This window comes from Zooshikella sp. RANM57, from assembly GCF_050749885.1.
Taxonomy (GTDB): domain Bacteria; phylum Pseudomonadota; class Gammaproteobacteria; order Pseudomonadales; family Zooshikellaceae; genus Zooshikella.
Genome location: NZ_JBOIUB010000002.1, coordinates 318,591 through 340,347, shown reverse-complemented (window position 1 = coordinate 340,347; position 21,757 = coordinate 318,591). Strand labels below are relative to the sequence as shown.

Annotated in this window: 15 protein-coding genes and 1 pseudogene; 6 read left to right on the top strand and 10 right to left on the bottom strand. The window is 41.1% G+C overall.

What is annotated here, in order from left to right:
• Window positions 1–2 precede the first annotated feature (2 nt).
• From prpC to ACQ96U_RS06155, 3 genes are all read right to left on the bottom strand, one after another.
• On the bottom strand, window positions 3–1,127 hold the full coding sequence (gene prpC / locus ACQ96U_RS06165; RefSeq protein WP_431720368.1) for a bifunctional 2-methylcitrate synthase/citrate synthase: 1,125 nt from the start codon (window positions 1,125–1,127) through the stop codon (window positions 3–5).
• A gap of 158 nt (window positions 1,128–1,285) precedes the next feature.
• Complete coding sequence (gene prpB, locus ACQ96U_RS06160) at window positions 1,286–2,179, bottom strand: methylisocitrate lyase (RefSeq protein ID WP_431720367.1); 894 nt, start codon at window positions 2,177–2,179, stop codon at window positions 1,286–1,288.
• A 109-nt stretch (window positions 2,180–2,288) separates the two neighbouring features.
• Window positions 2,289–2,993 (bottom strand): GntR family transcriptional regulator, encoded by a 705-nt coding sequence (locus ACQ96U_RS06155; RefSeq protein WP_431720366.1) that lies wholly within the window; start codon window positions 2,991–2,993, stop codon window positions 2,289–2,291.
• 209 nt (window positions 2,994–3,202) lie between these two features.
• On the opposite strand from ACQ96U_RS06155, the gene ACQ96U_RS06150 reads away from it, so the two are divergent.
• Window positions 3,203–4,081, top strand: a complete 879-nt coding sequence (locus ACQ96U_RS06150) for a carboxylate/amino acid/amine transporter (protein WP_431720365.1) — start codon at window positions 3,203–3,205, stop codon at window positions 4,079–4,081.
• 262 nt (window positions 4,082–4,343) lie between these two features.
• Here ACQ96U_RS06150 and ACQ96U_RS06145 read toward each other — a convergent pair whose 3' ends face one another.
• Window positions 4,344–5,075, bottom strand: a complete 732-nt coding sequence (locus ACQ96U_RS06145) for a hypothetical protein (protein ID WP_431720364.1) — start codon at window positions 5,073–5,075, stop codon at window positions 4,344–4,346.
• A gap of 550 nt (window positions 5,076–5,625) precedes the next feature.
• Between ACQ96U_RS06145 and ACQ96U_RS06140 the strand changes: the two genes are divergently transcribed.
• Window positions 5,626–7,632, top strand: a complete 2,007-nt coding sequence (locus tag ACQ96U_RS06140) for a carbohydrate binding domain-containing protein (protein WP_431720363.1) — start codon at window positions 5,626–5,628, stop codon at window positions 7,630–7,632.
• An 81-nt stretch (window positions 7,633–7,713) separates the two neighbouring features.
• On the opposite strand, the gene ACQ96U_RS06135 is transcribed toward ACQ96U_RS06140, so the two are convergent.
• Together ACQ96U_RS06135 and asnS are read right to left on the bottom strand one after the other, a co-directional pair.
• Window positions 7,714–8,604, bottom strand: coding sequence for an ROK family protein (locus tag ACQ96U_RS06135; protein WP_431720362.1), 891 nt, complete (start codon window positions 8,602–8,604; stop codon window positions 7,714–7,716).
• A gap of 150 nt (window positions 8,605–8,754) precedes the next feature.
• A complete protein-coding gene (asnS, locus tag ACQ96U_RS06130) occupies window positions 8,755–10,155 on the bottom strand; it encodes an asparagine--tRNA ligase (RefSeq protein ID WP_431720361.1) in 1,401 nt (466 codons plus the stop codon).
• A gap of 255 nt (window positions 10,156–10,410) precedes the next feature.
• Here asnS and ACQ96U_RS06125 point away from each other — a divergent pair, with 255 nt between their 5' ends.
• From ACQ96U_RS06125 to ACQ96U_RS06115, 3 genes are all read left to right on the top strand, one after another.
• Window positions 10,411–12,009 (top strand): methyl-accepting chemotaxis protein, encoded by a 1,599-nt coding sequence (locus ACQ96U_RS06125; protein ID WP_431720360.1) that lies wholly within the window; start codon window positions 10,411–10,413, stop codon window positions 12,007–12,009.
• 56 nt (window positions 12,010–12,065) lie between these two features.
• Window positions 12,066–14,054 carry a methyl-accepting chemotaxis protein gene (locus tag ACQ96U_RS06120; RefSeq protein ID WP_431720359.1) on the top strand — a complete coding sequence of 663 codons (1,989 nt, stop codon included), beginning with the start codon at window positions 12,066–12,068 and terminating at the stop codon, window positions 14,052–14,054.
• A gap of 113 nt (window positions 14,055–14,167) precedes the next feature.
• Window positions 14,168–15,157, top strand: a complete 990-nt coding sequence (locus ACQ96U_RS06115) for a BMP family lipoprotein (protein ID WP_431720358.1) — start codon at window positions 14,168–14,170, stop codon at window positions 15,155–15,157.
• A 139-nt stretch (window positions 15,158–15,296) separates the two neighbouring features.
• On the opposite strand, the gene ACQ96U_RS06110 is transcribed toward ACQ96U_RS06115, so the two are convergent.
• Window positions 15,297–17,618, bottom strand: coding sequence for a response regulator (locus tag ACQ96U_RS06110; RefSeq protein ID WP_431720357.1), 2,322 nt, complete (start codon window positions 17,616–17,618; stop codon window positions 15,297–15,299).
• 242 nt (window positions 17,619–17,860) lie between these two features.
• Between ACQ96U_RS06110 and ACQ96U_RS06105 the strand changes: the two genes are divergently transcribed.
• Complete coding sequence (locus tag ACQ96U_RS06105; RefSeq protein WP_431720356.1) at window positions 17,861–18,637, top strand: substrate-binding periplasmic protein; 777 nt, start codon at window positions 17,861–17,863, stop codon at window positions 18,635–18,637.
• 352 nt (window positions 18,638–18,989) lie between these two features.
• Here the strand turns inward: ACQ96U_RS06105 and ribA are convergent, their stop codons facing one another.
• From ribA to rlmJ, 3 genes and pseudogenes are all read right to left on the bottom strand, one after another.
• A complete protein-coding gene (gene ribA / locus ACQ96U_RS06100; RefSeq protein WP_431720603.1) occupies window positions 18,990–19,631 on the bottom strand; it encodes a GTP cyclohydrolase II in 642 nt (213 codons plus the stop codon).
• Window positions 19,623–20,042 (bottom strand): annotated as a pseudogene (locus ACQ96U_RS06095) (NADAR family protein); the annotation flags it as partial. The gene ribA and the pseudogene ACQ96U_RS06095, both read right to left, overlap by 9 nt.
• A gap of 400 nt (window positions 20,043–20,442) precedes the next feature.
• On the bottom strand, window positions 20,443–21,303 hold the full coding sequence (gene rlmJ / locus ACQ96U_RS06090) for a 23S rRNA (adenine(2030)-N(6))-methyltransferase RlmJ (protein ID WP_431720355.1): 861 nt from the start codon (window positions 21,301–21,303) through the stop codon (window positions 20,443–20,445).
• Between the last annotated feature and the right edge of the window lie 454 nt (window positions 21,304–21,757).

Here is a 21,757-nt window from a genome sequence, read left to right as displayed (position 1 = left end):
AATTAGCGTTGTGCTATTGGTAGCCAGGGGCGATTTTCAGGGCCTGTATAGTCGGCTGAAGGACGAATGATGCGGTTATTTGAACGTTGTTCCATGACATGAGCAGCCCATCCTGTTAGTCGTGAGCAGACAAAAATAGGCGTAAATAACGGGGTTGGAATGCTCATAAAATGATAGGTTGACGCATGAAAAAAATCAGCATTACAGAATAAGTGTTTTTCTCGCCACATCACTTCTTCGCATCGAACTGAGACAGGATACAGTACACGATCATCGTGTTCATCGGCTAAACGTTTTGACCATGCTTTGATAATGGCATTACGAGGATCAGATTCACGATAGACTGCATGACCAAACCCCATAATTTTTTCTTTGTTTGCCAATTTTTCGAGAATGCCCTTCTCTGCTTCTTCTGGGGTACGCCATTGACTAATCATAGCCATCGCAGCTTCATTTGCACCTCCATGTAATGGACCTTTCAAGGTGCCAATTGCGGTTGTAATACAAGCATAAATATCTGATAGCGTGGAAGCACACACGCGGGCAGCAAAGGTCGATGCATTAAATTCATGTTCTGCATAAACAATTAATGAGGCATTCATAGCATCGCAGTGTATGGCTTTGGGTGCCTGACCATGGAGTAAATGAAGAAGATAACTTCCCGTCTCCTTGTCATCCAGTTCAATATCAATTTTTACCCCTTCTTTATGATAGCGATACCAGTAACAAATAATGGCAGGGAATAAGGCCAACATACGATCAATATGTAATTGTTGCTCGGAAAAATCATGCTCGGGGGTGATGGCGCCTAACATTGAGCAAGCTGTGCGCATCACATCCATAGGGTGCGTGCTGGCGGGCATTAACTCCAACGTTTTACGTAAGGCATCAGGCATTTTTCGTAGTGTTACCAACTGCGTAAGGTAACTGTCCAACTGCTGGCGATTGGGTAGCTCTCCATGAAATAATAAATAGGCTACTTCCTCAAAGCGGGCGTGTTCAGCTAAATCGGCAATATCATAGCCACAGTAGGTTAAGCCTGCTCCACTTTGCCCTACAGTACATAATGCGGTTTCACCCGCTGAGCGTCCACGAAGTCCTGCAGAATCTTTTTTATTATCAGACATTATTATTCTCCTAATTGATAAGGTTATCCTTTATACCTTTCATAATACTTTTCATTAGTTATTTATTTGACAATAAAAAGCATTTTTTTGTTTATATCCATTTAGGGTGTTATTTTTATTTTATTTTGCCATTTATTTAATAATGATGCGTTTTAATCTCATTTTGTTTCTTTTGAAAATAAGCGATCTAAAGTTTGCTCATAATGATGATAATTAAGCGTTTGATAGAGTGCTTCACGGGTTTGCATATCAATGGTTAAATCACGCTGATGCCCTTTTTCTTTTAATTGTTGGTAGACATTGAGTGCTGCTTTACTCATGGCACGAAAAGCACTCAGTGGGTATAACACCAATTGAACGCCAACAGAGGCTAATTCTTCACAACTAAATAATGGTGTTTTACCAAACTCTGTAATGTTAGCTAACACTGGCACATTAACGGCTTGGGTAAAGCGCTGATAATCATCAAGTGTTGCCATCGCTTCAGGAAAAATCATATCAGCACCGGCTTCAACACATAAACATGCTCGCTCAATGGCTGACTCCATGCCTTCTACGGCTAATGCGTCAGTGCGTGCCATGATGACAAACGTTTCATTGACGCGCGCATCAACAGCGGCTTTTACCCGATCCACCATCTCTTCAGGTGAGACTATTGCTTTATTGGGACGATGCCCACAGCGCTTTTGTTGAACCTGATCTTCAATATGAACGGCTGCTACCCCTGCTTGTTCCATCCCTTTAATCGTTCGCGCAATACTTAAAGCACCACCAAACCCTGTATCAATATCAACTAATAACGGTAACTGACTGGCGGCTGTAATACGACGTGCGTCTTCTAACACCTCAGAAAGTGAAGTCATGCCTAAATCTGGGAGGCCAAAAGAAGCATTAGCAACCCCTGCACCGGATAAATAAATAGCCTGATGCCCTGCTTGTTCGGCGAGCATGGCACAGTAGGCATTGATGGTTCCCACAATTTGTAAAGGGGATTGTGATGCTACCTGCTGACGAAAGCGAGCGCCGGGTGATTGTTGGGAGGTTGTATTCATCCTTTCTCTCCAAGTTGCCTATATAGCTTTCGTGAAACTTTTTATGCTTATTATGTTTTTAACGATGGTGAGTGATATGTACTTTTTACAATTTACGTAATAAAAATAATTAAGTGGTTAAGATATATTTCAAACGTTTTCGCGCTCGGGCAATATGTTTGCGCATGAGTATTTCGGCCAACTCTCCATCCCCTTCAATGATGGCTTCTGCAATGTGTAAATGCTCTTTGAAGGCGAGTTGTGGTTGTTGGTAACCGCTATCACGGAACTGCCGACGATAAAGTTGTAACAAAGGGTATAATTCATCGCCTAATTGACGGAGCAAAAGCGCGTTTTGACTACTACGAATCAGTAAGTAATGAAAGTCCAGATCCCCCGATTGAGGGTAGTATTTTTGATGTCCACCATCTTCTAAATAGCGTCGATGGGTTTCCAGTAATGTCCTTAACTCATCTTTAGCGTGTTCAGTCATATGTTGTGCTGCCAGTCGACAGGCAAGCCCTTCTAGAACCTCTCGAATTTGGTACAGCTCGGTGAGTTGTTGGTCAGAAAGAGAGACCACACGTGCACCAACATGGGCTTCTCGCAGAACTAAATGCAAGCCTTCCAAACGTTGCAGTGCTTCACGAAGAGGACCTCTGCTACACCCATGGCGTGCAGCTAATTCTGCTTCGTTTATTTTGCTACCAGGTACTAGCTGACCAGAAAGGATAGTTTGCAGTAATTCATTAAAAATTCTGGCTGAAGCCGTTTGCTTGCTGTTCTCAAGTGATGGGTCTGCGTGTTTATGACTGGACAAAGGAGTACCATCCATACATTGTCAACAATCTTATTATTTAAAACGAAGTTAACGCCTTAAATTGTTTCAGTCAAGCCAATATTGTTGACAATCTATCGTATTGAATGCTCTAGCTAACGGTGCTGGCACATGCCTTGTGAATCTGGCATTATCGCTGGCCTTTTCATGAGCAATTTTTTGTAATGGTGAACAAACCGTTCAGCGTAGAAATTTTAGGAGGGATAATGTATTACTTGTCAGCAATTACCCTGTTGTGGGCTTTTTCATTTAGTTTGATTGGGGTATATCTCGCTGGGCAAGTTGACGCTTATTTTTCTGTTCTGTTAAGAATAGCGCTGGCCTTTTTGCTATTTATACCATTGTTACGTAAGCAATGGTTGCGGTTGGATTATGTTTTGCCACTGATGCTGATTGGCGCCATTCAGCTAGGTTTTATGTATATTTTTTACTATCAGTCCTTTTTATTACTGACAGTACCTGAAGTTTTATTATTTACTACATTAACGCCTGTTTATGTTGCCTTATTGTATGACATTTGGACATTAACTTTTCGAACACGGTATTTATTAGCAGCCATATTAGCAGTGTTAGGTGCTGTGGTTATTCGTTACGATAATATTACGCAAGATTATGTGTGGGGTTTCTTGTTAGTCCAAGGGGCTAATGTGTGTTTTGCGCTTGGTCAGGTTAGTTATAAAGTATTTATCCAACATCGTGGTCAACATTTACCTCAACATGCAGTCTTTGGTTGTTTTTATGCTGGCGCCTTAGTGGTTGCATTGATTGCCTGGTGGTTTTTAGGGACTGATCGTTACCCGACAACTTCTGTGCAATGGGGAGTATTATTGTGGTTGGGGTTAGGTGCTTCTGGCCTAGGGTTCTTTTGCTGGAATAAAGGGGCAACCAAAGTGGATGTTGGTACCTTGGCGGTGATGAACAACGCTCTCATACCTGCTGGTTTGGTAGTAAACCTGATTATTTGGAATCATGATGCTGATGTGGTTCGACTGTTGCTGGGAGGAGGCATTATTCTCGTTTCGTTATTGTTGAATCATTATTGGGAAAGAAAAACACGTGCACTGTCGTGTTCGTTGACTCATTAAATTAGTATTATATTGTTCACGTCCGCATAACGCCCTTCGAACACGCCGTAAATCCTTCCCTGGAGGCTTGGTTGCCGCGTCCTTGCGGCAAACAGTTCTACATGCATTATCCAGCCTTTGTTGACCATTGGGACACATCAAAATACGGCTTGTGTTTATTTAATCATCAAAAAGTGGGCTTGCTGTGTTTGAATGGGTTTGTAAAATAGACGCTGGAAGTTCCGTAAGCAGTGGTAATTGCCCTGGACAGGGGCCTCTAAGACTAAACTTTTGATAACAATGGTGTAAGGACACGTTTTCCCCAATATCGTAGTTTACCCCGCCAGGGAATTCGTCGGCCTAATCCCTCTTCTATTGTGTATCGACAAGGGTTGCATGTACCACAAGGTTGTAGGTTGGTTAAAGGTTCATGGCAAAACCAAGTCATTTCTAAAATATCTGAAAAACCACTCGATTCAGCTTGTTGAGCCATTTCCAGTTTGGTGTGTTCAAATAAGGGAAAGCGAAAATAATGAAAGAGCTGATATTCTGGCGTATTTTTAAGCTGAGGATTGACGACCCAGTAAGGCCCATGTTCATCCGCCTGTTTGACAACATAGGGCAGTAAAACATCGTGGGCTTTGTCATCTTTGTGTATTGAGAGTTCAAGGTCGTGTAAATTAAGCTGATGAGCAAACTTAGCCAGCCACTCATATTGAGGACCAATGTATTGGCTTTTTAATATGTCATCGTAACTCTCAATTAAAGTATCAACCGCTTCCACATCATTAGCAGCTCGAAAGACAGTGGGTGATAATCGCTTAGCCCTATCAGGCCACTTGTGCTGTATGGCGCGCTTTATTCGGGTCATTGTCGATAACTCAATGCCGGTTGACGTACGGTCAGTATTGAGAATGTAGTATGGCACGACAGGTGCCGCTTTGTTGATGAGTAAATCTAATAACCGAAATGTGGAATCCCAGCCACCCGTCCAGAGCACATGGTAGATAGCCATAACGAATGAGTCCTTTTTAAGTAAACGCCGTTGCTTTTATAAAGCAGTGTAAATGACTCGTTCTAAGAGCGGTGACAATTTCTATTAATTCTGTGTGGTAAAAAAAAGACAGTTTTGTTTTTTTGATGTACTTACATATTACCTTGTGACGCTTCTACCTTTAAATTTTTACCTTCTATACGTGCCAGGATTTTTTGCACGCCTGATAGGTTTTTACCCAGGAATTTAATTACACAACACATTGTGCTTGATGTTGCTTACGAAAACTTCGTGATCACTTTTGCGAATTTTTGTTTTTTGGTAGGCGTATTTTGTAACTGTGTTATGTATCGCGTTTTATTTTATGTTATTTCGTTAATTTAAGTAAAAACGACTGCAAAAAGCAGCATATTTTGTGTGTTTTTAACCGTTTTGATGCAGCTTGTCACAATTAATTACAAAACAAATTAACACACTGTTATACGACAAGTTTTTAGCAAGTCCATTACCTTTGGCAGTTTTTGTCAGGTAAAGCATTTTGCATAATTAATGGGTAAAGAAGGTTTACATTATGAAGTTTAAGCAGCAGATCTTGACAGGTCTGGCTGTGGCATCGCTAGCCTCAGTTCAGGCCATGGCTGCAACCACGCTGGATGTACTGGTTGTTTATCCTACAGGTAATGTGGGTACTAATGATATTAAATCCCTTGCAACAACATTTGTTGAATATGCTAACCAAGCATATATAAATAGTGGCGCCAATATTCAATTACGGCTTGTAGGGGTTAAGCCGCTTAGTCGTAGTTATGGTGTTGTTAGTGAATATGCATTAAATAACATTACACGAGACAGTGAAGCTGCTCGACTAAGACAACAATATGGTGCTGACTTTGTTAGTTATGTAGCACCCCGTAATGGTGGACTTTGTGGTATTGCTTGGGTTCCACCTGGGCGGAATGGGCAATTTTATCGTGGTGCTGCAGACCAAGCTTATAGTGTCGTTGCTTCTAACTGTGGCCTGAGTGTATTTGCGCATGAGCTTGGCCATAACATGAGCTTAGGCCATGGGTTGAAACAGCAAAGCAATGGCGGTATTTGGAGTTGGGCACGAGGTTATGGTGTGAATGGTTCATTTACCACCGTCATGGCCTATCCCCATGTTTATAATGCCAGAGGCTTGCAGTACTTTTCTAACCCCCGCGTTCGTAAATGTAATAATCAGGTATGTGGAGTTGATAAAAGTCGGTCAGATGGTGCGGATTCTGTTACTAACTTAAATGCCGTTGCTGCACAAATGGCTGAATGGATGCCAACCAAGGTCAGTAATCCGAACCCCAACCCTAATCCCAACCCGAACCCCAACCCGAACCCCAACCCGAACCCCAACCCTAATCCCAACCCGAACCCAACAGATCCCACGGACCCAACAGATCCAGGTTGGCCTGACCCTGATGGACCTAAACCTGATCCTAATGGTCCTGGTTGGCCTGACCCAGATTCACCTAATCCCGATCCAACCGATCCAACCGATCCAACAGATCCGACAGATCCGGGCTGGCCTGATCCAGATAAGCCGGATAATCCAGACCAACCAAAACCGGGTACGTGTGATAAGCCTCAGCTTAAAAAGAGCTTAGTGAAATCACCTGACTTTAATAGTCTTGATGGGTGGAGCACATTTAAAAATAATTCGGTTAACCTTGCGCAAAAACAGATTAAGGTAAGCTGTGGTACAGATAATCTGTTACATGTTAAGGGAAGATCGGCTTACTATGATGGCGCTATCCAAGATATTACTGAAAGCTTAAAGTCAGCTGGAGATATCACGGCAACTGAGTTTGAGTTGAGTTTAAATATGCAGTTAGCGGCAAAATCTCAAGCGCGTGACAATGCCAGTATTGTACTGCAAATTGAGAATGACCTGGGTATTCAGTATCAAACCCTTGCTCATAAATCCATTACCTCAAATGAAGCGACCAAAATTACCACTAAATTTAAGGTAGAAACATTTGGTAAGGTCAAAAAAGTTAAACTGTTGATCTTTGGTCCTAAAGAAGGTGTCGACTTCTATGCGGATGAGGTCATGTTGACTAAGGCGGGTGAACAGCCAGGACAAGATGATAATGATGTCATTAATCATAGTTTTGAAAATGATAATCAAGGTTGGAAGCCTTACTTCGGTTTGAAAAAAGCAACCCGTACTACGGCATCGGCTAACGCGGGTAATTACAGCCTGTCTCTCACTGGACGTGAAAAGTGGTATGCAGGTATTTACCTGAATGCCAGAGGCTTACTGGAAAGTGGTAAAACCTACAAATACAGTTTTGATACACGTCTGGCCGATAGCGTTAAAGAAGAACAGTATGTTGATATGCAACTGTTTTTTGAAGATGACGATGGTGCTCACTGGACACGAGTTAAGTATGAAACTGTTCCTGCGAATAAACAGTGGATGACTATTAGTGGTGACTTTTCTTACCAGGCAAAAGGTAAAGTTAAGCGAGCATTCCTGTTTGTTTTCGGGCCAAAATCAGGTAATGATTTCTTGGTAGACAATATCCAGTTTAAACGGCAGTAGTAGTATAAAATAACACGGTATTTAATATGATTAAGGCGGGAAATATTCCCGCCTTTTTTTATATATTGCTATCGTGATTGTTTACTCAAGCAATGCAGCCCCTATCGCCCCTGCCCAGTCTCCATAAACAGGGGATAGCAATGGGGTGACAGGTGGTTTTAACATGTAGTTTGCCCAATATTGAGGAACGGTTTGATAGAGTTCCGGTATGGTTGACATTCCGCCACCCAGCACAATACAGGTTGGGTCTAAAGTCTGAATGATCGTCGCTAGCGCATGGGCAAGATAATGGGTGTAACGACGAAATACCTCACTTGCTGCTTTTTCTTGATTACGGTAACGACTAATAATTGCTGGTGCGTCAAGCTGTTCGCCAGTGTGTTGAAAATAGAGAAGTGAAAAACCAGACCCTGATAAATAAGTATCAATACAACCTCGTTGACCACACTGACACGTCAGTTGTTGTTCCGTAGGAATTAATGATAAATCCGGCAATGGGTTATGCCCCCACTCCCCTGCTAAGTTTTGTGTTCCGGACCATAGTGTGCGATTCGGTAACACCCAGGCACCACCTACACCTGTACCTAATACCGCAGTAAACATAACCTCATTTTTACCCAGTTGATGACCATGCGCTTGAGCAAGTGCAAAACAGTTTGCATCATTTTCGATAGAGAGTGGTTGTGCTATGTGCTCTTTGAATAATGCCTCAATACACTGTTGATTAATTGCCCCCATATTACTGGCATTAAGCATACCTTGCTCATTGACAACACCAGGAATACCGATGCCAATATGAGATAACGTACCTACCTGGGTTAAGGCTTGTTGAATAAGTTGATTAATACATAACAGAAAGTCATTGAGGTTCTGCTTGGGGGTGGGAGTGGATATTTGCCAAAGGATATCCAGCTTTGGCGAAATGACGGTAGCGGCTATTTTTGTACCACCAATATCAAGACCTAGGCGCAAACATCACCTCCTAACCACGTCGAGAAATTCAAAAACTATTGCAGGTTTAATCTTTTGCAACATATTTTCTAAGTTGTGGACTAAGGGCTAGTTAAATTGATAGCCCTTAGGCTGTGTACTACATGCGTAATTTACATGCTGAAAGAGATATTAGAAATCAGCATTGCGACGGGTTCGTGGAAAAGGAATAACATCCCGAACGTTAGCCACTCCCGTAATATACGACACCAGGCGTTCTAAGCCGAGGCCAAAACCAGCATGAGGTACTGTGCCATAACGACGTAAGTCGCGATACCAGCTATAGTCCTCTTTATCTAATCCCATTTCTTCTAAACGATGATCCAGCACATTTAAGCGCTCTTCCCGTTGCGATCCACCAATGATTTCACCAATACCTGGGGCCAGAATATCCATTGCTGCCACAGTTTTTTGGTCGTCATTAAGGCGCATATAAAAGGCTTTGATATCTTTGGGGTAATTGACTACGGCAACAGGTCGACCAATATGTTCTTCACTGATATAGCGTTCATGTTCAGTTTGTAAATCAATACCCCAACTTACAGGATGCTCAAACTGTTTACCTGACTTTTGTAGAATTTCAATCGCATCTGTGTAATCTACGCGAGCAAAGTCATGATTGATGATATGTTCAAGTCGGCTAATTGCAGTCTTTTCAACTCGTTGAGCAAAGAAGGCCATATCATCAGCACATTCTGTTAATACACAACGGAAAACGTATTTCAGAAGATCTTCCGCCAAATCGATCAGATCATTGATATCTGCAAACGCAATTTCTGGCTCTATCATCCAGAACTCAGCAAGGTGCCGACTGGTATTAGAGTTTTCTGCACGAAACGTGGGGCCGAAGGTATACACTTTTGACATCGCCAAACAATAGGCTTCTAAGTTCAATTGTCCTGATACGGTCAAAAAGCTTTCTTTGCCAAAAAAGTCCTGAGAGTAGTCAATGGCGCCAGATTCGGTGCGCGGCAAGTTAGCTAAGTCCAGGGCGCTGACGCGAAACATCTCCCCTGCTCCCTCGCAGTCGCTAGCGGTAATGATAGGTGTGTGAATCCAGCAATACCCATTCTCGTTAAAAAAACGATGCACCGCTTGCGATACACAGTTTCGAACACGCGTTACGGCACCAATCAAGTTAGTACGGGGACGTAAGTGAGCAACCTCTCGTAAAAATTCTACTGTGTGGCGCTTGGGCTGCATTGGGTAGGTATCAGGGTTATCTACCCAGCCGATGACTTCAAGTTGAGTGATCTGAATTTCATAGGCTTGACCTTTCCCCTGGGAGGCAACCAATGTGCCTGTTGCTGAGATTGAGCAGCCACTGGTAATTTTAGTTATTTCTTGCTCAAAATTAGGCAACTCCTGAGGTACAACTAACTGAATAGGGTCAAAGCAAGAGCCATCATGTAGTGCAATAAAAGCAATACCCGCTTTTGACTCACGTTTTGTTCTTACCCAGCCTTGAACACTGACTTCACTACCTTCAGGACTCAGGCCTGTTAATAGCGATTTGACGGAACTGAATGTCATAAATAAGCGGCTCCTTAGCGGTTAAGTTATAACCTGTGGTGTATTGATGACTACTACCATTCACATCACGAGGCTATCAGTTAAATAGGTGCTTTGAATATACGTTATAGAAAAAGGCTATAAGTTTACTCTAGATTGAGCAAAAACGGGCATTTTAGCGAATAAGAATTAAATCGTCGCGACTTGTTTTAGCGAAGTGGCTGTCATTGGTCTTTAATTAGACAGTAACGTAATACGGGTTGCGGGGGTTATGCTGTGCGCATCAATATGCCAGTTACTGAAAAAGAATTCAGCTACGACGAGAAAGCTAATCTACTTTCTATTACTGATTTGAATGGAGATATTACCTACGTAAACCAAGACTTTATCAAGGTTAGCGGCTTTAGCCAGGAAGAGCTAGTAGGTCAACACCACAATATTATTCGTCATCCAACAATGCCACAGGAAGCCTTTGGAGAGATGTGGCAACACCTTAAGTCAGGTAAGTCTTGGATGGGAATCGTTAAAAATCGCTGTAAAAATGGTGACCATTATTGGGTGGATGCTTTTGCTACGCCACTTAAGATGAACGGTGATAGCAAAGAGTATCAATCGGTCAGAGTCAAAGCACGACCAGAATATATCAAGCGCGCTGAAGCACTGTACAAAGCGTTAAAGGATAAACAATCACTTCGGTTAACGCCCTTTTTCACCTTATCTCAAAAAATACTGACAGGGTTATTAATTGTTCCTCTTTTAGTGATGGCTGGGTTATGGCTGCAAGGACTCGTTGATACGGCGGCTGTTCTGTTATTTATGGGTATGGCTATTTTGATGTGTGGTTATGCCTGGTGGTTAATTAATCCAGTGGTTCAAGCGGCTGAAGAAGCACGATCTTTTTATTCTGACCCGCTCGCCCGTTTTGTTTATACCGGGCGTAAGGATGAAGTGGGTGATATTTTATTAGCGTTTAAAGCACACCGCAGTGAGTTAACCGCCACAATAGGTCGCATTAATGATAGTGCCCACGGGATTGATAACGAACTTAATAGCTTACGTAAGCGGATTCAAAATAATATGCAGGAAACTGATTCATTATTTTCGCAAATCGATCAAGTTGTTACCGCAGTGACAGAAATGTCGTCTTCTATTCAGGAAGTTGCTGACAATGCGCAAAGTTCTTCTGAACGGGTGGAAACGGTGAATGATGAAGCGCAGACGAGTAAGTCCACGATCAATAATGCTTGTGAGCAAATGCGTCGTTTACAGGTTGAAATTCAGGAAACCAATGATTTTATTGATCAATTACAAGCGAACAGTGAAAATATTAATGCCATTGTTGATGTGATAAGAAATGTAGCTGAGCAAACTAATTTACTGGCACTCAATGCCGCTATTGAAGCAGCACGTGCTGGTGAGCAAGGCAGAGGGTTTGCCGTCGTGGCTGATGAGGTGAGAACATTGGCAAATCGTACTTATGAATCAACCGATGAGATCACTACGATTGTTAACCAGTTGCGAGATATGTCTTCTAAAGCAGCAGAGCTGATGAAAAAGTCACAACAAAGTGTCAGTGACAGTGTCGGTGAAGTTGAACAGGCTACGGAGTCTATGGATCGCATTGCACAGTCAATTGATGCTGTTAATGATATGAACCTGCAAACAGCGACTGCCGTTGAAGAACAAAGCTCGGTATCTGAGTCTATCAGTGAAAATGTTACAGGGGTAAGAGATCTCACACAGCTCTTACAAGAAAGCGTTGAAGAAAATGATTCCAGCTGCACTCACTTACAAACGTTAAGTGTGAAACTGAGTGGCATGGTTAATCAGTTTTGGGAACAGCGGCTGACAAGAATGTCACAGCGAAGAGGTTAATTAGCAAACCTACATTTAAGGAAGGTAACTCTCAGAGAAAGAAGTAAATTAATGATATGACGGTTGTTCAGAAAATAGTAACAGGTTTTATTGCCGTTCTTTTTTTATTGCTTGCCAGTGCGGGTATGAGCTTACTTGAACTAATGGCGCTTAATAAAAGGCTTGAGTTTAGTACCCAGCAAACACTCCCTACTCTCGTTAATCATAGTGAGCTAACCCATTATTTACTGCAAGCCAATAAAGCACTGATGTTTTATACCAGTATGCAGGAAGCTTCATCGCTGTCATCAATAAGGCTCGATTTTGATAATGCAATACAAAATTATGAGCATCATTATCAGCAGTTAATCGCGTTAGTTGAAGCTCAGCCTGCTCTTAGATCAACGCTGGCCACTATTCACCAAGAGAATAAAACGCTAACTTCATTAAGTATTGAGCAGATGCAGCGTCATCAAGAGATTTTAAATCTTAAGAAAAGCCTGGAACAAAAAAAGCAAACATTTGCGGATGATCTTGGTTTTATGCAGGATGATTTAGTCTCAATTGAAGAAATGGCTGAGTCTAATGAGCTTAAGTGGGCGGCCCAATTCATAGCACAGCAATCAGCGGCAGTATTGGCAAATATTGAGCAGTTATTATTAAAAGATAAGTCCAAAACCGTTCTGGAAATACGGAAAACGAACCAAAATATTATTGATAATTTAACAGCGCGGCTTAAGGTTGTTGAACAGCAGGATGCAGAGGCTCACAGCACGATAACACCCTACATTACGGTGTTAAAACAAGCGAATAATGCTGATGAAGGGATTGTTAATAATTGGTTATCACTATTAACGTTGCAGGATAAAAGTTACCAGTCAGTTAATACCATTACTCAACAATTGAATCAACGTTTAGCGGATCTTAAACACGTCACTGAACAGTTACAGCAGCAGGCTGCAGCATCAGAACAGCAGGCTAAAACCAATGCTCAGCGTGCTATCTATACGATTGTGGGGATTGCTGTAGCCTCAACTATTATTGCTTTATTGGTCACACTGAGTGTCGGCCATAGCATCAAGCAGCCATTAAAAGTCATGATGCAGTCTCTTGATACGATTGCTCAGGGAGATTTAACCACAACTATTGCTATTAAACGTCGTGATGAATTTGGGCAGATAGCCTCATCGGTTAATCACCTGACCGAAAATCTACGACATTTGGTAAGCAATATTATGAATATGGCAACACAAATTGGTCAGGAGTCAGACAAGGCAACCCAGACGTGTGACAACACCAAACAATGTATTGGTCAGCAAAGCCTGCAATCTTCATCTGTAGCTACCGCGGTGGTTGAAATGGAATCAGCTGTACACGAAGTCGCTAAAAGTGCTGAAACAACGTTAGCCGAAGTTATCGCGGCTGATCAGTTAGCGAAGGATTCCCGAGTAGCCATGGATGAAAATATTCGACATGTTGAACAACTTAATCAAGAAATTAATCGGGCGGCAGATGTTATCAGTGCGTTAAGAAAGGAAAGTGACAATATCGGTAAAATTCTGGATGTGATTCGTGATATTGCTGAACAAACAAACTTATTAGCACTTAATGCGGCCATTGAAGCGGCCAGAGCGGGTGAACAAGGGAGAGGTTTTGCCGTAGTTGCAGATGAGGTCAGGCATTTAGCCATGCGGACTCAGGAGGCAACCAACGAAATTCATAACATGATTTCGGTCTTACAGGAACAAGCTCAACAGGCAGTGACTATTATGAACAGTAGTCAGCAACAAACCGTGGAAAGTGCTGAGCAAGTGCGGGACTTTGCTGGTGTTATTAATAATATGCAAAAAACACTGACTCAAATACATGATATGTCAGCACAAATTGCGGCAGCCGCAGAGCAACAAAGTAATGTGGCTAAAGAAATCAGTGAAAATGTCGTTGAAATATCACAAATGGCTGATGTGGCTGTGGAAGATGCGAATAAAACATCAGAAACCAGTAAAAACTTAGCTGAGTTGGCACACCAGCAAGAGTCCCTCGTGAGTCGATTTAAAATTCAATAATACTGAAAACAGCTAAGTGAAGTTGTTATTGGTCCTAGAGAAATACAACTTAAGATGTATGTTAGTCATTAAGCAGCAATGACTAAACGTCAAAACATTTAGTGGAGAGGGTAATGAAAGTATTAACAACAGCTTGGATTGGTATGCTGTACTGCTCAATGAGTTTGGCGGCACCTTTTAAACCGGCTGTTATTTATGACACCGCAGGTAAATTTGATAAATCATTTAATGAAGCGGTTTATAAAGGTGGCGTTCGACCGCTTGTGGAAAAGCACAGCACTAAGGTTCGAGAAGTTTCGCCAAAGTCAGAGACACAAATTGAAAGTGGACTCGTCAAGTTAGCGAAACGAGGTTATCAGCCCATTGTTGCCGTTGGGTTTTCAATGAAACCCCATGTTGAAAAAGTGGCTAAGGCTTTTCCTGATATTCAATTTACCATCATCGATGCCAAAATTGATTTACCGAATGTGCAATCCATTTTGTTTAAAGAACATGAAGGTTCTTTTCTAGTAGGTGCGCTTGCTGCACTGTCAACGAAAACCAATAAGATTGGGTTTATTGGTGGCATGGATATTCCCATGATTCATAAGTTTGCGTGTGGTTATCATCAAGGTGCTAAACAGATTAAGTCTGATATTACGGTGCTACAGACCATGACCGGTAATACACCTATGGCATTCAATGATCCGGCAAAAGGTGCCAGTCTGGCGAAGACTCAAATTAAGGAAGGAGTAGATGTTATCTTTGCCGCTGCGGGCAGTACAGGTATTGGGGTCTACGCGGCAGCCAAACAAGGAGAAATATATGCTATTGGTGTGGACTCAAACCAAAACCATTTGCAGCCAGGCACCATGTTAACGTCGATGTTGAAGAATGTGGGGGTGGCAACATTACAGACATGGCTGGAGGCTCAACAAGGTCAGTGGCAACCTGGCGTTAAATTGAAAGGTTTAAAAGAGGATGGTGTGGGCTGGGCACTGGATGAACATAATCGGTCCCTGGTGAGTGAAGAAATGGAAGCTCAAATTAATACGCTTAAAGACAAAATTATTAGCGGCGAAATTAAGGTTCATGACTATACTGATAATAATGAGTGTCCTTAAGATGTAAGTATTCTGTGAATACTTGCTGATGTAACTTGCTGCTTCATTGTCATTTCTCCAAGGAAAATTTACAGCCCGTTTGGGCTGTTTTTTTTTTGCTTGTCAATTTTGTCAGTCAGGTTACCTAAATATGGAGTATTTAGGTGGTAGGTACTGTGGATTCTGACGCTTCGGCATATTTGCTTAATGCGCTTTGTAATTGCTTTAAGGTAACAGGTTTACTGATAAAACCACTCATGCCTGAAGAGAAACACTTATCCTGCTCCTCTTGAATAGTATTTGCGGTTAACGCAATAATTGTTGTGTGATGATTAAGGTTGGCTGAATCACCTCTTATTCTTGCTGTTGCGGTAAAACCATCCATAACAGGCATTTGGCAATCCATTAAAATAACATCAAATAAATCCACCTGGCTGTACGCAAGGGCCACTTTACCATGTTCCGCAACAGTGACATGACAGCCGAGTTTTTCAAGCATAGTACGCGCCACTTTCTGATTAACTAAATTATCCTCTACAAGCAACACATTTAAATTTAACGATGGCGTTTTGGATGGCACACTGTGTGCTGAGCGACGGCTAAGAGCATAGCGCGTAATCAGCTCTTGCTGGGGACTGGCGTGTAGACAGGCGAGTAACATCTGTTTGAGCACTTTTTTACGGTAAGGGCGAACTAAATATCCCGTAAAACCAGCTTCAAGACATTTGTTTTTGTCTTCTGCCTGGGGTTCTGCTGTAGACATTATCAGCTTGCAGTTAGCAATATGGTTGTTGCTCTTAATTGCTTTTGCCACTGAAAAACCATCCATTTCAGGCATCACCTTATCAATAATGGCCAGGTTAATAGGACGCTTTTCTTTACTTGCGGTGATCAGCGTTGCCAGTGCTAACTCAGGGTCTTCGTGACTGATCACTTGTAACCCCCAACTACGAAGTTGATCTGCTGTAACTCTTAAGTTAAATGAGTGGTCATCAACAACCAATACCCGCTGACAGGCGAGTTGTTTTTCTTCAGCAAACTGCACTTCAGGTTGCTCTTGACTAACATGTAACGCCAAACTGAAATAGAAACGACTGCCTTTGCCTACTTCACTGTCAACACAAAGTGTTCCCCCCATCAGTTTGACCAGTTGTCGACTAATGGCTAAACCTAACCCTGTTCCCCCATACAGTCGGGTTGTCGAACTATCGGCTTGGGTAAACTGCTCAAAAATCTTTTGTTGGCGGTCTTTACTAATGCCAATGCCTGTATCCTCAACCGTAAAACTTAATTCACACTGATCTTGGCTGCAGTGTAAACAACGAATATCAAGTCCGACATAGCCTTGATGGGTAAATTTAACGGCATTATTCATCAAATTGGTGAGTACTTGCCGAATTCGCCCTGCATCACCCAGTAAAGAAGGAGGCACTTGATCATCAACATAACTGTAAAGGGCAATGGCTTTCTCTTGAGCTTTGATATTCAGCAAGTCTGTCAGGTCTTCCACTAAATCTAATAAGTTAAAATCAACATCTTCTATATCAAGTTTACCGGCTTCGATTTTCGAGAAATCCAAAATATCATTGATAATACTGAGTAGTGCATGGGAGGATGTATAAATAATGTTGGTGTATTCAAGCTGTTCATGATCGAGCTTGGTATTTTTTAATAATGAGGACATACCAATAACCCCATTGAGTGGGGTTCTGATTTCATGGCTCATATTAGCCACAAATTCACTTTTTTTGCGGTTCGCTTTTTCGGCAGACATTTTAGCCAGTTTCATTTGTTTATATGCATGTTGTGTTTTTTGTTGCATATGGTTGTAACTGTTTATCACATAGGCAAGTTCATCTTGGTAGTGTTTTTTTCGTTTAAGAGTCAGTGGTTTGAATTTTTTATTGCTGAGGTCGCTGCTGCGCATTGATTCTGCAAGGTCTTTTAAGTGACTGGTGATAAGCCAATACACAATAAAAAAGATAAACGTTGAAACAATAAATGTTTTTACACTTTGCGATGCAAGAACGATTAAGACTTTATCTCTGAGCCGTTGAAATACCTGAGAAAGACTGGCGACGAGCTCTATTTCTCCGAGTTTAATCGGTTCGCCGTTATAGTCCTGCTCAATCGACCACTTTTTAGTAATGGTATAATCGGACGAAGGGGTACCTTGGGATATGGTTACCTCTCCATTTCTAATAATTGCAATATATTCAATGTCATCTAAAGAGTGTATTGCAGATAACTGGACATCTAACTGCTCTTCATCCTCAACCCATAAACTGGCAGTGATAATAGGAATATAACTAGACTCTACTTGTTTTATACGGTCATCAATAGCTGATACATCATTGTAATAGTCAATATAAAGTTGAAGTACCGTGATACCCAGAGTCAGAAAAGAGCTTGATAATAAGATCCAAAAAATTAAACGCTTGGCAATGCTATCTTTGAAAGGCTGTTTTGCAGGCACGTCCATGCAGTGTAAACCATAATTGATTTAATCGTTAATTCAATACTAGGAAATGAATAATACCTATACAAGAAGAACTCCTTATTAGTATAGGGCCAGAATGATTTGTTTATTTATTCTTTTTAGTTTGTCTAAACGATAGGAAATGTACTATACATAGGTTATAAAGCACTGCTCCTACTATATAATACATGCTTCTTAGCAGTGACAATTTAGGGACAGTATTATTTCTCAACCTGGAAGAAAATATGTTTAGATTACTTCTTCTGATAAAGCGTGTTTGGCTTTGGATTATTTTATTGGGCATGGCTTTTCATGCGAATGCTAAGGACATCAATTACGTTGTTATTGCAGATCAAGCCCGCCCATTTCAGATAGAAAATAATGGGCATGACCACAGTGGCATTATCACAGAGATTGTTCAAAACATTTTTTCAGGCGATGACTGGCAGATTAAAATACATACGTTTCCTTATAAGCGAATGGTAAGCATGCTGGAAAGTGGTCGAATTAAGCGTTGGATTACCTATGGATCACCAGAATGGAAAAGTGTTCGTGTTCAGTCAGAGCATTTATCTGAATATCCTTTGGTGACGGTTAAACATAACTTGTTAAGTTATCAGCAACCAGGTTTTAAATTTACCAAAATAGAAGACCTGTATGGTAAAACAGTAATAGTGTTATTAGGGTTTCTTTATCCTGGACTTGATCCTTACGTTGAAAGTAAGAAAGTAAAAGTGATGTGGGTAAAAGGCTATGAGCAAGCATTTCGTGTACTTAAAAGGCTAAAAGATGATGCTTTCATTCTGGAAATGGCTTTCCGCTTAAAGTATAACCTTAAAAAGAATAAGGAACCATTAGATCAGTTTCAGTTTCACAATTTCTCATTAATCATACCTGACTATCAAGTATATTTTGCCTATTCTTCAGACATGGATCCTGAAACGGTTTCTTTTATGAATCAACGTTTGAAAGCTATGCATGACTCTAATGCCATTGACGCTATTGTAGCTCATTATGACTAAGTTATACCCTTCGTTATGGGTATAGCTGATGGGCTTTTTCCATTCAAGCACTGCAAACCCTCATTTTGCTTTACCTCAATCATGATTAACTATCTGTGATGTTTCGATTTGCACCCGTGGTAGCCAAAGGCTGAATAATGCCCATCGAACTGTTTGCTGCAAGTCAGCGGCAACCAAGCCTCCAGCTATAGAATAAAGCTATAAAATAAGGACAACCACCGTCCTTGGTGGTTTATTGTCCACTGTAAAAGAGAGAATAAGTAAGTTAAGGAGGAATGCTTCACCGCTGACTTAGCGTGTACTCTTTAAAAAACGGATGTGTTTAGTCATGTTTTATTTAAACGGTATTTATTTAGACTGGAGAAATGACATCCAGCATATGACCGAGCTTAGTTGCTTTGACGGAAAGATAACGTTCATTGAATACGTTTTGGCCTTCTTGTATAGCGACTCGCTCTACAACATTAATACCCACTTCTCTCAATGCTTTTACTTTCCTTGGGTTATTCGTCATGAGTTTCACCTTGTTAATATTAAGGTAATGAAGAATCCCCCGACAAAAGTCGTATTGTCTTAGGTCAGCAGCAAAACCCAGAGCTTCATTCGCTTCAACGGTGTCTGCTCCTTGATCCTGTAGATGATAAGCACGAATCTTATTCAGTAACCCTATACCACGCCCTTCTTGTCGTAAATAAAGGATTGCCCCTGTACCGGCTTGCGCTATATTTTGAAAAGCCCTACGTAACTGTGAACCACAATCACAGCGTTTACTAAACAAGGCATCACCAGTAAGACACTCAGAATGAAGCCTTATTAAAACGGGTTCATCTTCTTTCCAGTGACCGAAAGTGAGTGCGACATGTTCTACACCTGTATCAGGGTCTTCAAAACCGTGCATATTGAAGATGCCCCAATCTGTGGGTAAATTAGCGCTCTCAATAAAGTGAATTAAATTATAGGGGGGAGTGATACTGAGCTCTTGGCGTAAGTTCATGAGTAAATGGCCAAGCCGATTTTTGCCATGACCATCCCCTCCATCCCCCCAGTAATCATCTTTGAAAGAGTGCTCTGTGAGGGTATGAGGGCGGGTTGCCACTAACCAGTGTCCTATGGCATGGTTTTGGGTAAACTTCATTTGAAGTGCATCACGCATCACCGCTTCTTTTCGTTGATGCCAATCGGCTCTGACTTGCTCGTCGTATTGTTTGCCTAGCGCATATGCATCAGCAGGTGTGCGTGCATGGTGAATTTGGGCAACAATATTAGGGTTATTAAATTTTTGTGCCTGATAAAAGTGCTCTACCGTTTTCCAGGTTACGGCTCCATCATTAATGGGAAAACGTGCGAAGTTGGATAAGAAACCATAAGGAGCTTCAGGTTCATAAAATAATATTGGATTTTCCATAAATCGATTCCATGGCCTATTAACTGGTTTTTGATGATGAGGACGTTATTAACTTCTTACTGCGTATGAACAAAATATATTTCGCATCCTAGCTAGGTTAAAACCACTTATCTTCCATGAAACCCTGACAGCGAATATAGTTATAAAAAATGTGATTTTTTATTCATGATAATTAATGAATGCATAAACACAATTATATTAAACTGCTGTCTTGTTGATATATTTTTTTTGGGTTATACATGGTATTTATATATCTATACTTTATTGGTTTGGTTGTTTGTATTATTTATTAATTATTGATTATTTTTTTGTGGTGGTTTTTATTTGTTAATAATATATTTAATTTATAATGCTAAGTCTAAGTTGTTAAAACACTTATTTATTGAAAACAGTATGATCATTATTGGAGTGGTCCAAAAAAGCAATGACCCGAATACTCCATAAAAAGTGAAACTAAGCCATCCAGAATGGGCTGAATTTCACTCAGTACCGCGGGGGGGACATTAATAAAAAGTAATCCACACCCTACCAAGCGGTCGTTAGGAAAAGGTTTTCTGACAACTAAGTCCATTTGCCAACATGGCGTTGGTATCACTTGTTTTATCGTATTGAAAAGTTTAAAACTGAGGTCTTCTTTATAATGGGGATACCATAAAATAAGACTTCCCTCTGGCCATTGGTGGTGAATACTATTAAGCGTCAATGCAACTTTTTCATAATCTGTTTCCTGCTCATAAGGCGGATCCATTAACAATAAACCAGGTTTGCCCTGCCATTGCTGAGCAATATTGGGTAACCATGTATGGCAATCACCTTGATAAAAATGAACGTTTGGTGCTGAATTTGGTGTAAAAAAGCTATTTTCTAGCTCTTTTATACAATGCTTCAACTGATTTAATTCTGAAGCGTGCAAGTCACCAAAGTATAATTGGTCTTGGGCACGCAATAACAAAAAAGCTAATGCTGGAGAGCCCGGATAACACTGTAGAGGCGTATGGTGCTGGTTACAGCGCAAGACAGTATTTTTCCAAGGTGCTAATAAAGGATGCTCACAAAAAGCAGAGGACCATAATTTACCAATCCCTGATGGCCAGTCTTGTGCTGCCGCTATGGAGTAGACACCTGATGCCGCATGACTGTCAATAAAATAAAGCTGTTGATGTTCAGCACGAAATCTGGTCAATAAATGCGCTAATACCGTATGCTTTAGTGCATCACCATGATCACCTACATGTTGTATATGACGGTATCGGTCAGTCATTACGCTTCATTTCCCTTTGAGCAAGCACTTTCTATCTTGCATAAATAAAACAATAATGCTTTTGTCGTAAGTCGCTTTGTCCTTCATGTTGTTAAGCCTAGTATTGGTTGAGTGAATGATCCACTACCTGTCTTTTTATTAGTGACGACGAATAGAGGGGCACCTCTATTTCATTATTTTTAGAGGTACCCTAGAGTCATTAATAAAATGTCATAATATTGAGGCTATATTGCTTCTGCCTATAAAAGAATTCTGGTTATAAACAATCGTACTTGGAAAAGTGTGACTTTTGTCACTAGTATTGATTTGCTTTATCTGTCACTGAAGGGAAACCAGTGGATGTATCAGAGGGGGATTCAAAATGGAAGCAGTACAGCCAATGAAAGTTATTACATTTATTGTATCTTTGGTCTTGGTTTGGGGACTGTTTAATTTGGCCCAAGCCAATTGCGAT

Excerpts from the sequence above, each read along its gene's own strand:
- prpC (WP_431720368.1), bottom strand. The coding sequence starts at position 1,127 with ATGTCTGATAATAAAAAAGATTCTGCAGGACTTCGTGGACGCTCAGCG.
- prpB (WP_431720367.1), bottom strand. The coding sequence starts at position 2,179 with ATGAATACAACCTCCCAACAATCACCCGGCGCTCGCTTTCGTCAGCAG.
- ACQ96U_RS06155 (WP_431720366.1), bottom strand. The coding sequence starts at position 2,993 with ATGGATGGTACTCCTTTGTCCAGTCATAAACACGCAGACCCATCACTT.
- ACQ96U_RS06150 (WP_431720365.1), top strand. The coding sequence starts at position 3,203 with ATGTATTACTTGTCAGCAATTACCCTGTTGTGGGCTTTTTCATTTAGT.
- ACQ96U_RS06145 (WP_431720364.1), bottom strand. The coding sequence starts at position 5,075 with ATGGCTATCTACCATGTGCTCTGGACGGGTGGCTGGGATTCCACATTT.
- ACQ96U_RS06140 (WP_431720363.1), top strand. The coding sequence starts at position 5,626 with ATGAAGTTTAAGCAGCAGATCTTGACAGGTCTGGCTGTGGCATCGCTA.
- asnS (WP_431720361.1), bottom strand. The coding sequence starts at position 10,155 with ATGACATTCAGTTCCGTCAAATCGCTATTAACAGGCCTGAGTCCTGAA.
- ACQ96U_RS06120 (WP_431720359.1), top strand. The coding sequence starts at position 12,066 with ATGACGGTTGTTCAGAAAATAGTAACAGGTTTTATTGCCGTTCTTTTT.
- ACQ96U_RS06115 (WP_431720358.1), top strand. The coding sequence starts at position 14,168 with ATGAAAGTATTAACAACAGCTTGGATTGGTATGCTGTACTGCTCAATG.
- ACQ96U_RS06110 (WP_431720357.1), bottom strand. The coding sequence starts at position 17,618 with ATGGACGTGCCTGCAAAACAGCCTTTCAAAGATAGCATTGCCAAGCGT.
- ACQ96U_RS06105 (WP_431720356.1), top strand. The coding sequence starts at position 17,861 with ATGTTTAGATTACTTCTTCTGATAAAGCGTGTTTGGCTTTGGATTATT.
- ribA (WP_431720603.1), bottom strand. The coding sequence starts at position 19,631 with ATGAACTTACGCCAAGAGCTCAGTATCACTCCCCCCTATAATTTAATT.
- rlmJ (WP_431720355.1), bottom strand. The coding sequence starts at position 21,303 with ATGACTGACCGATACCGTCATATACAACATGTAGGTGATCATGGTGAT.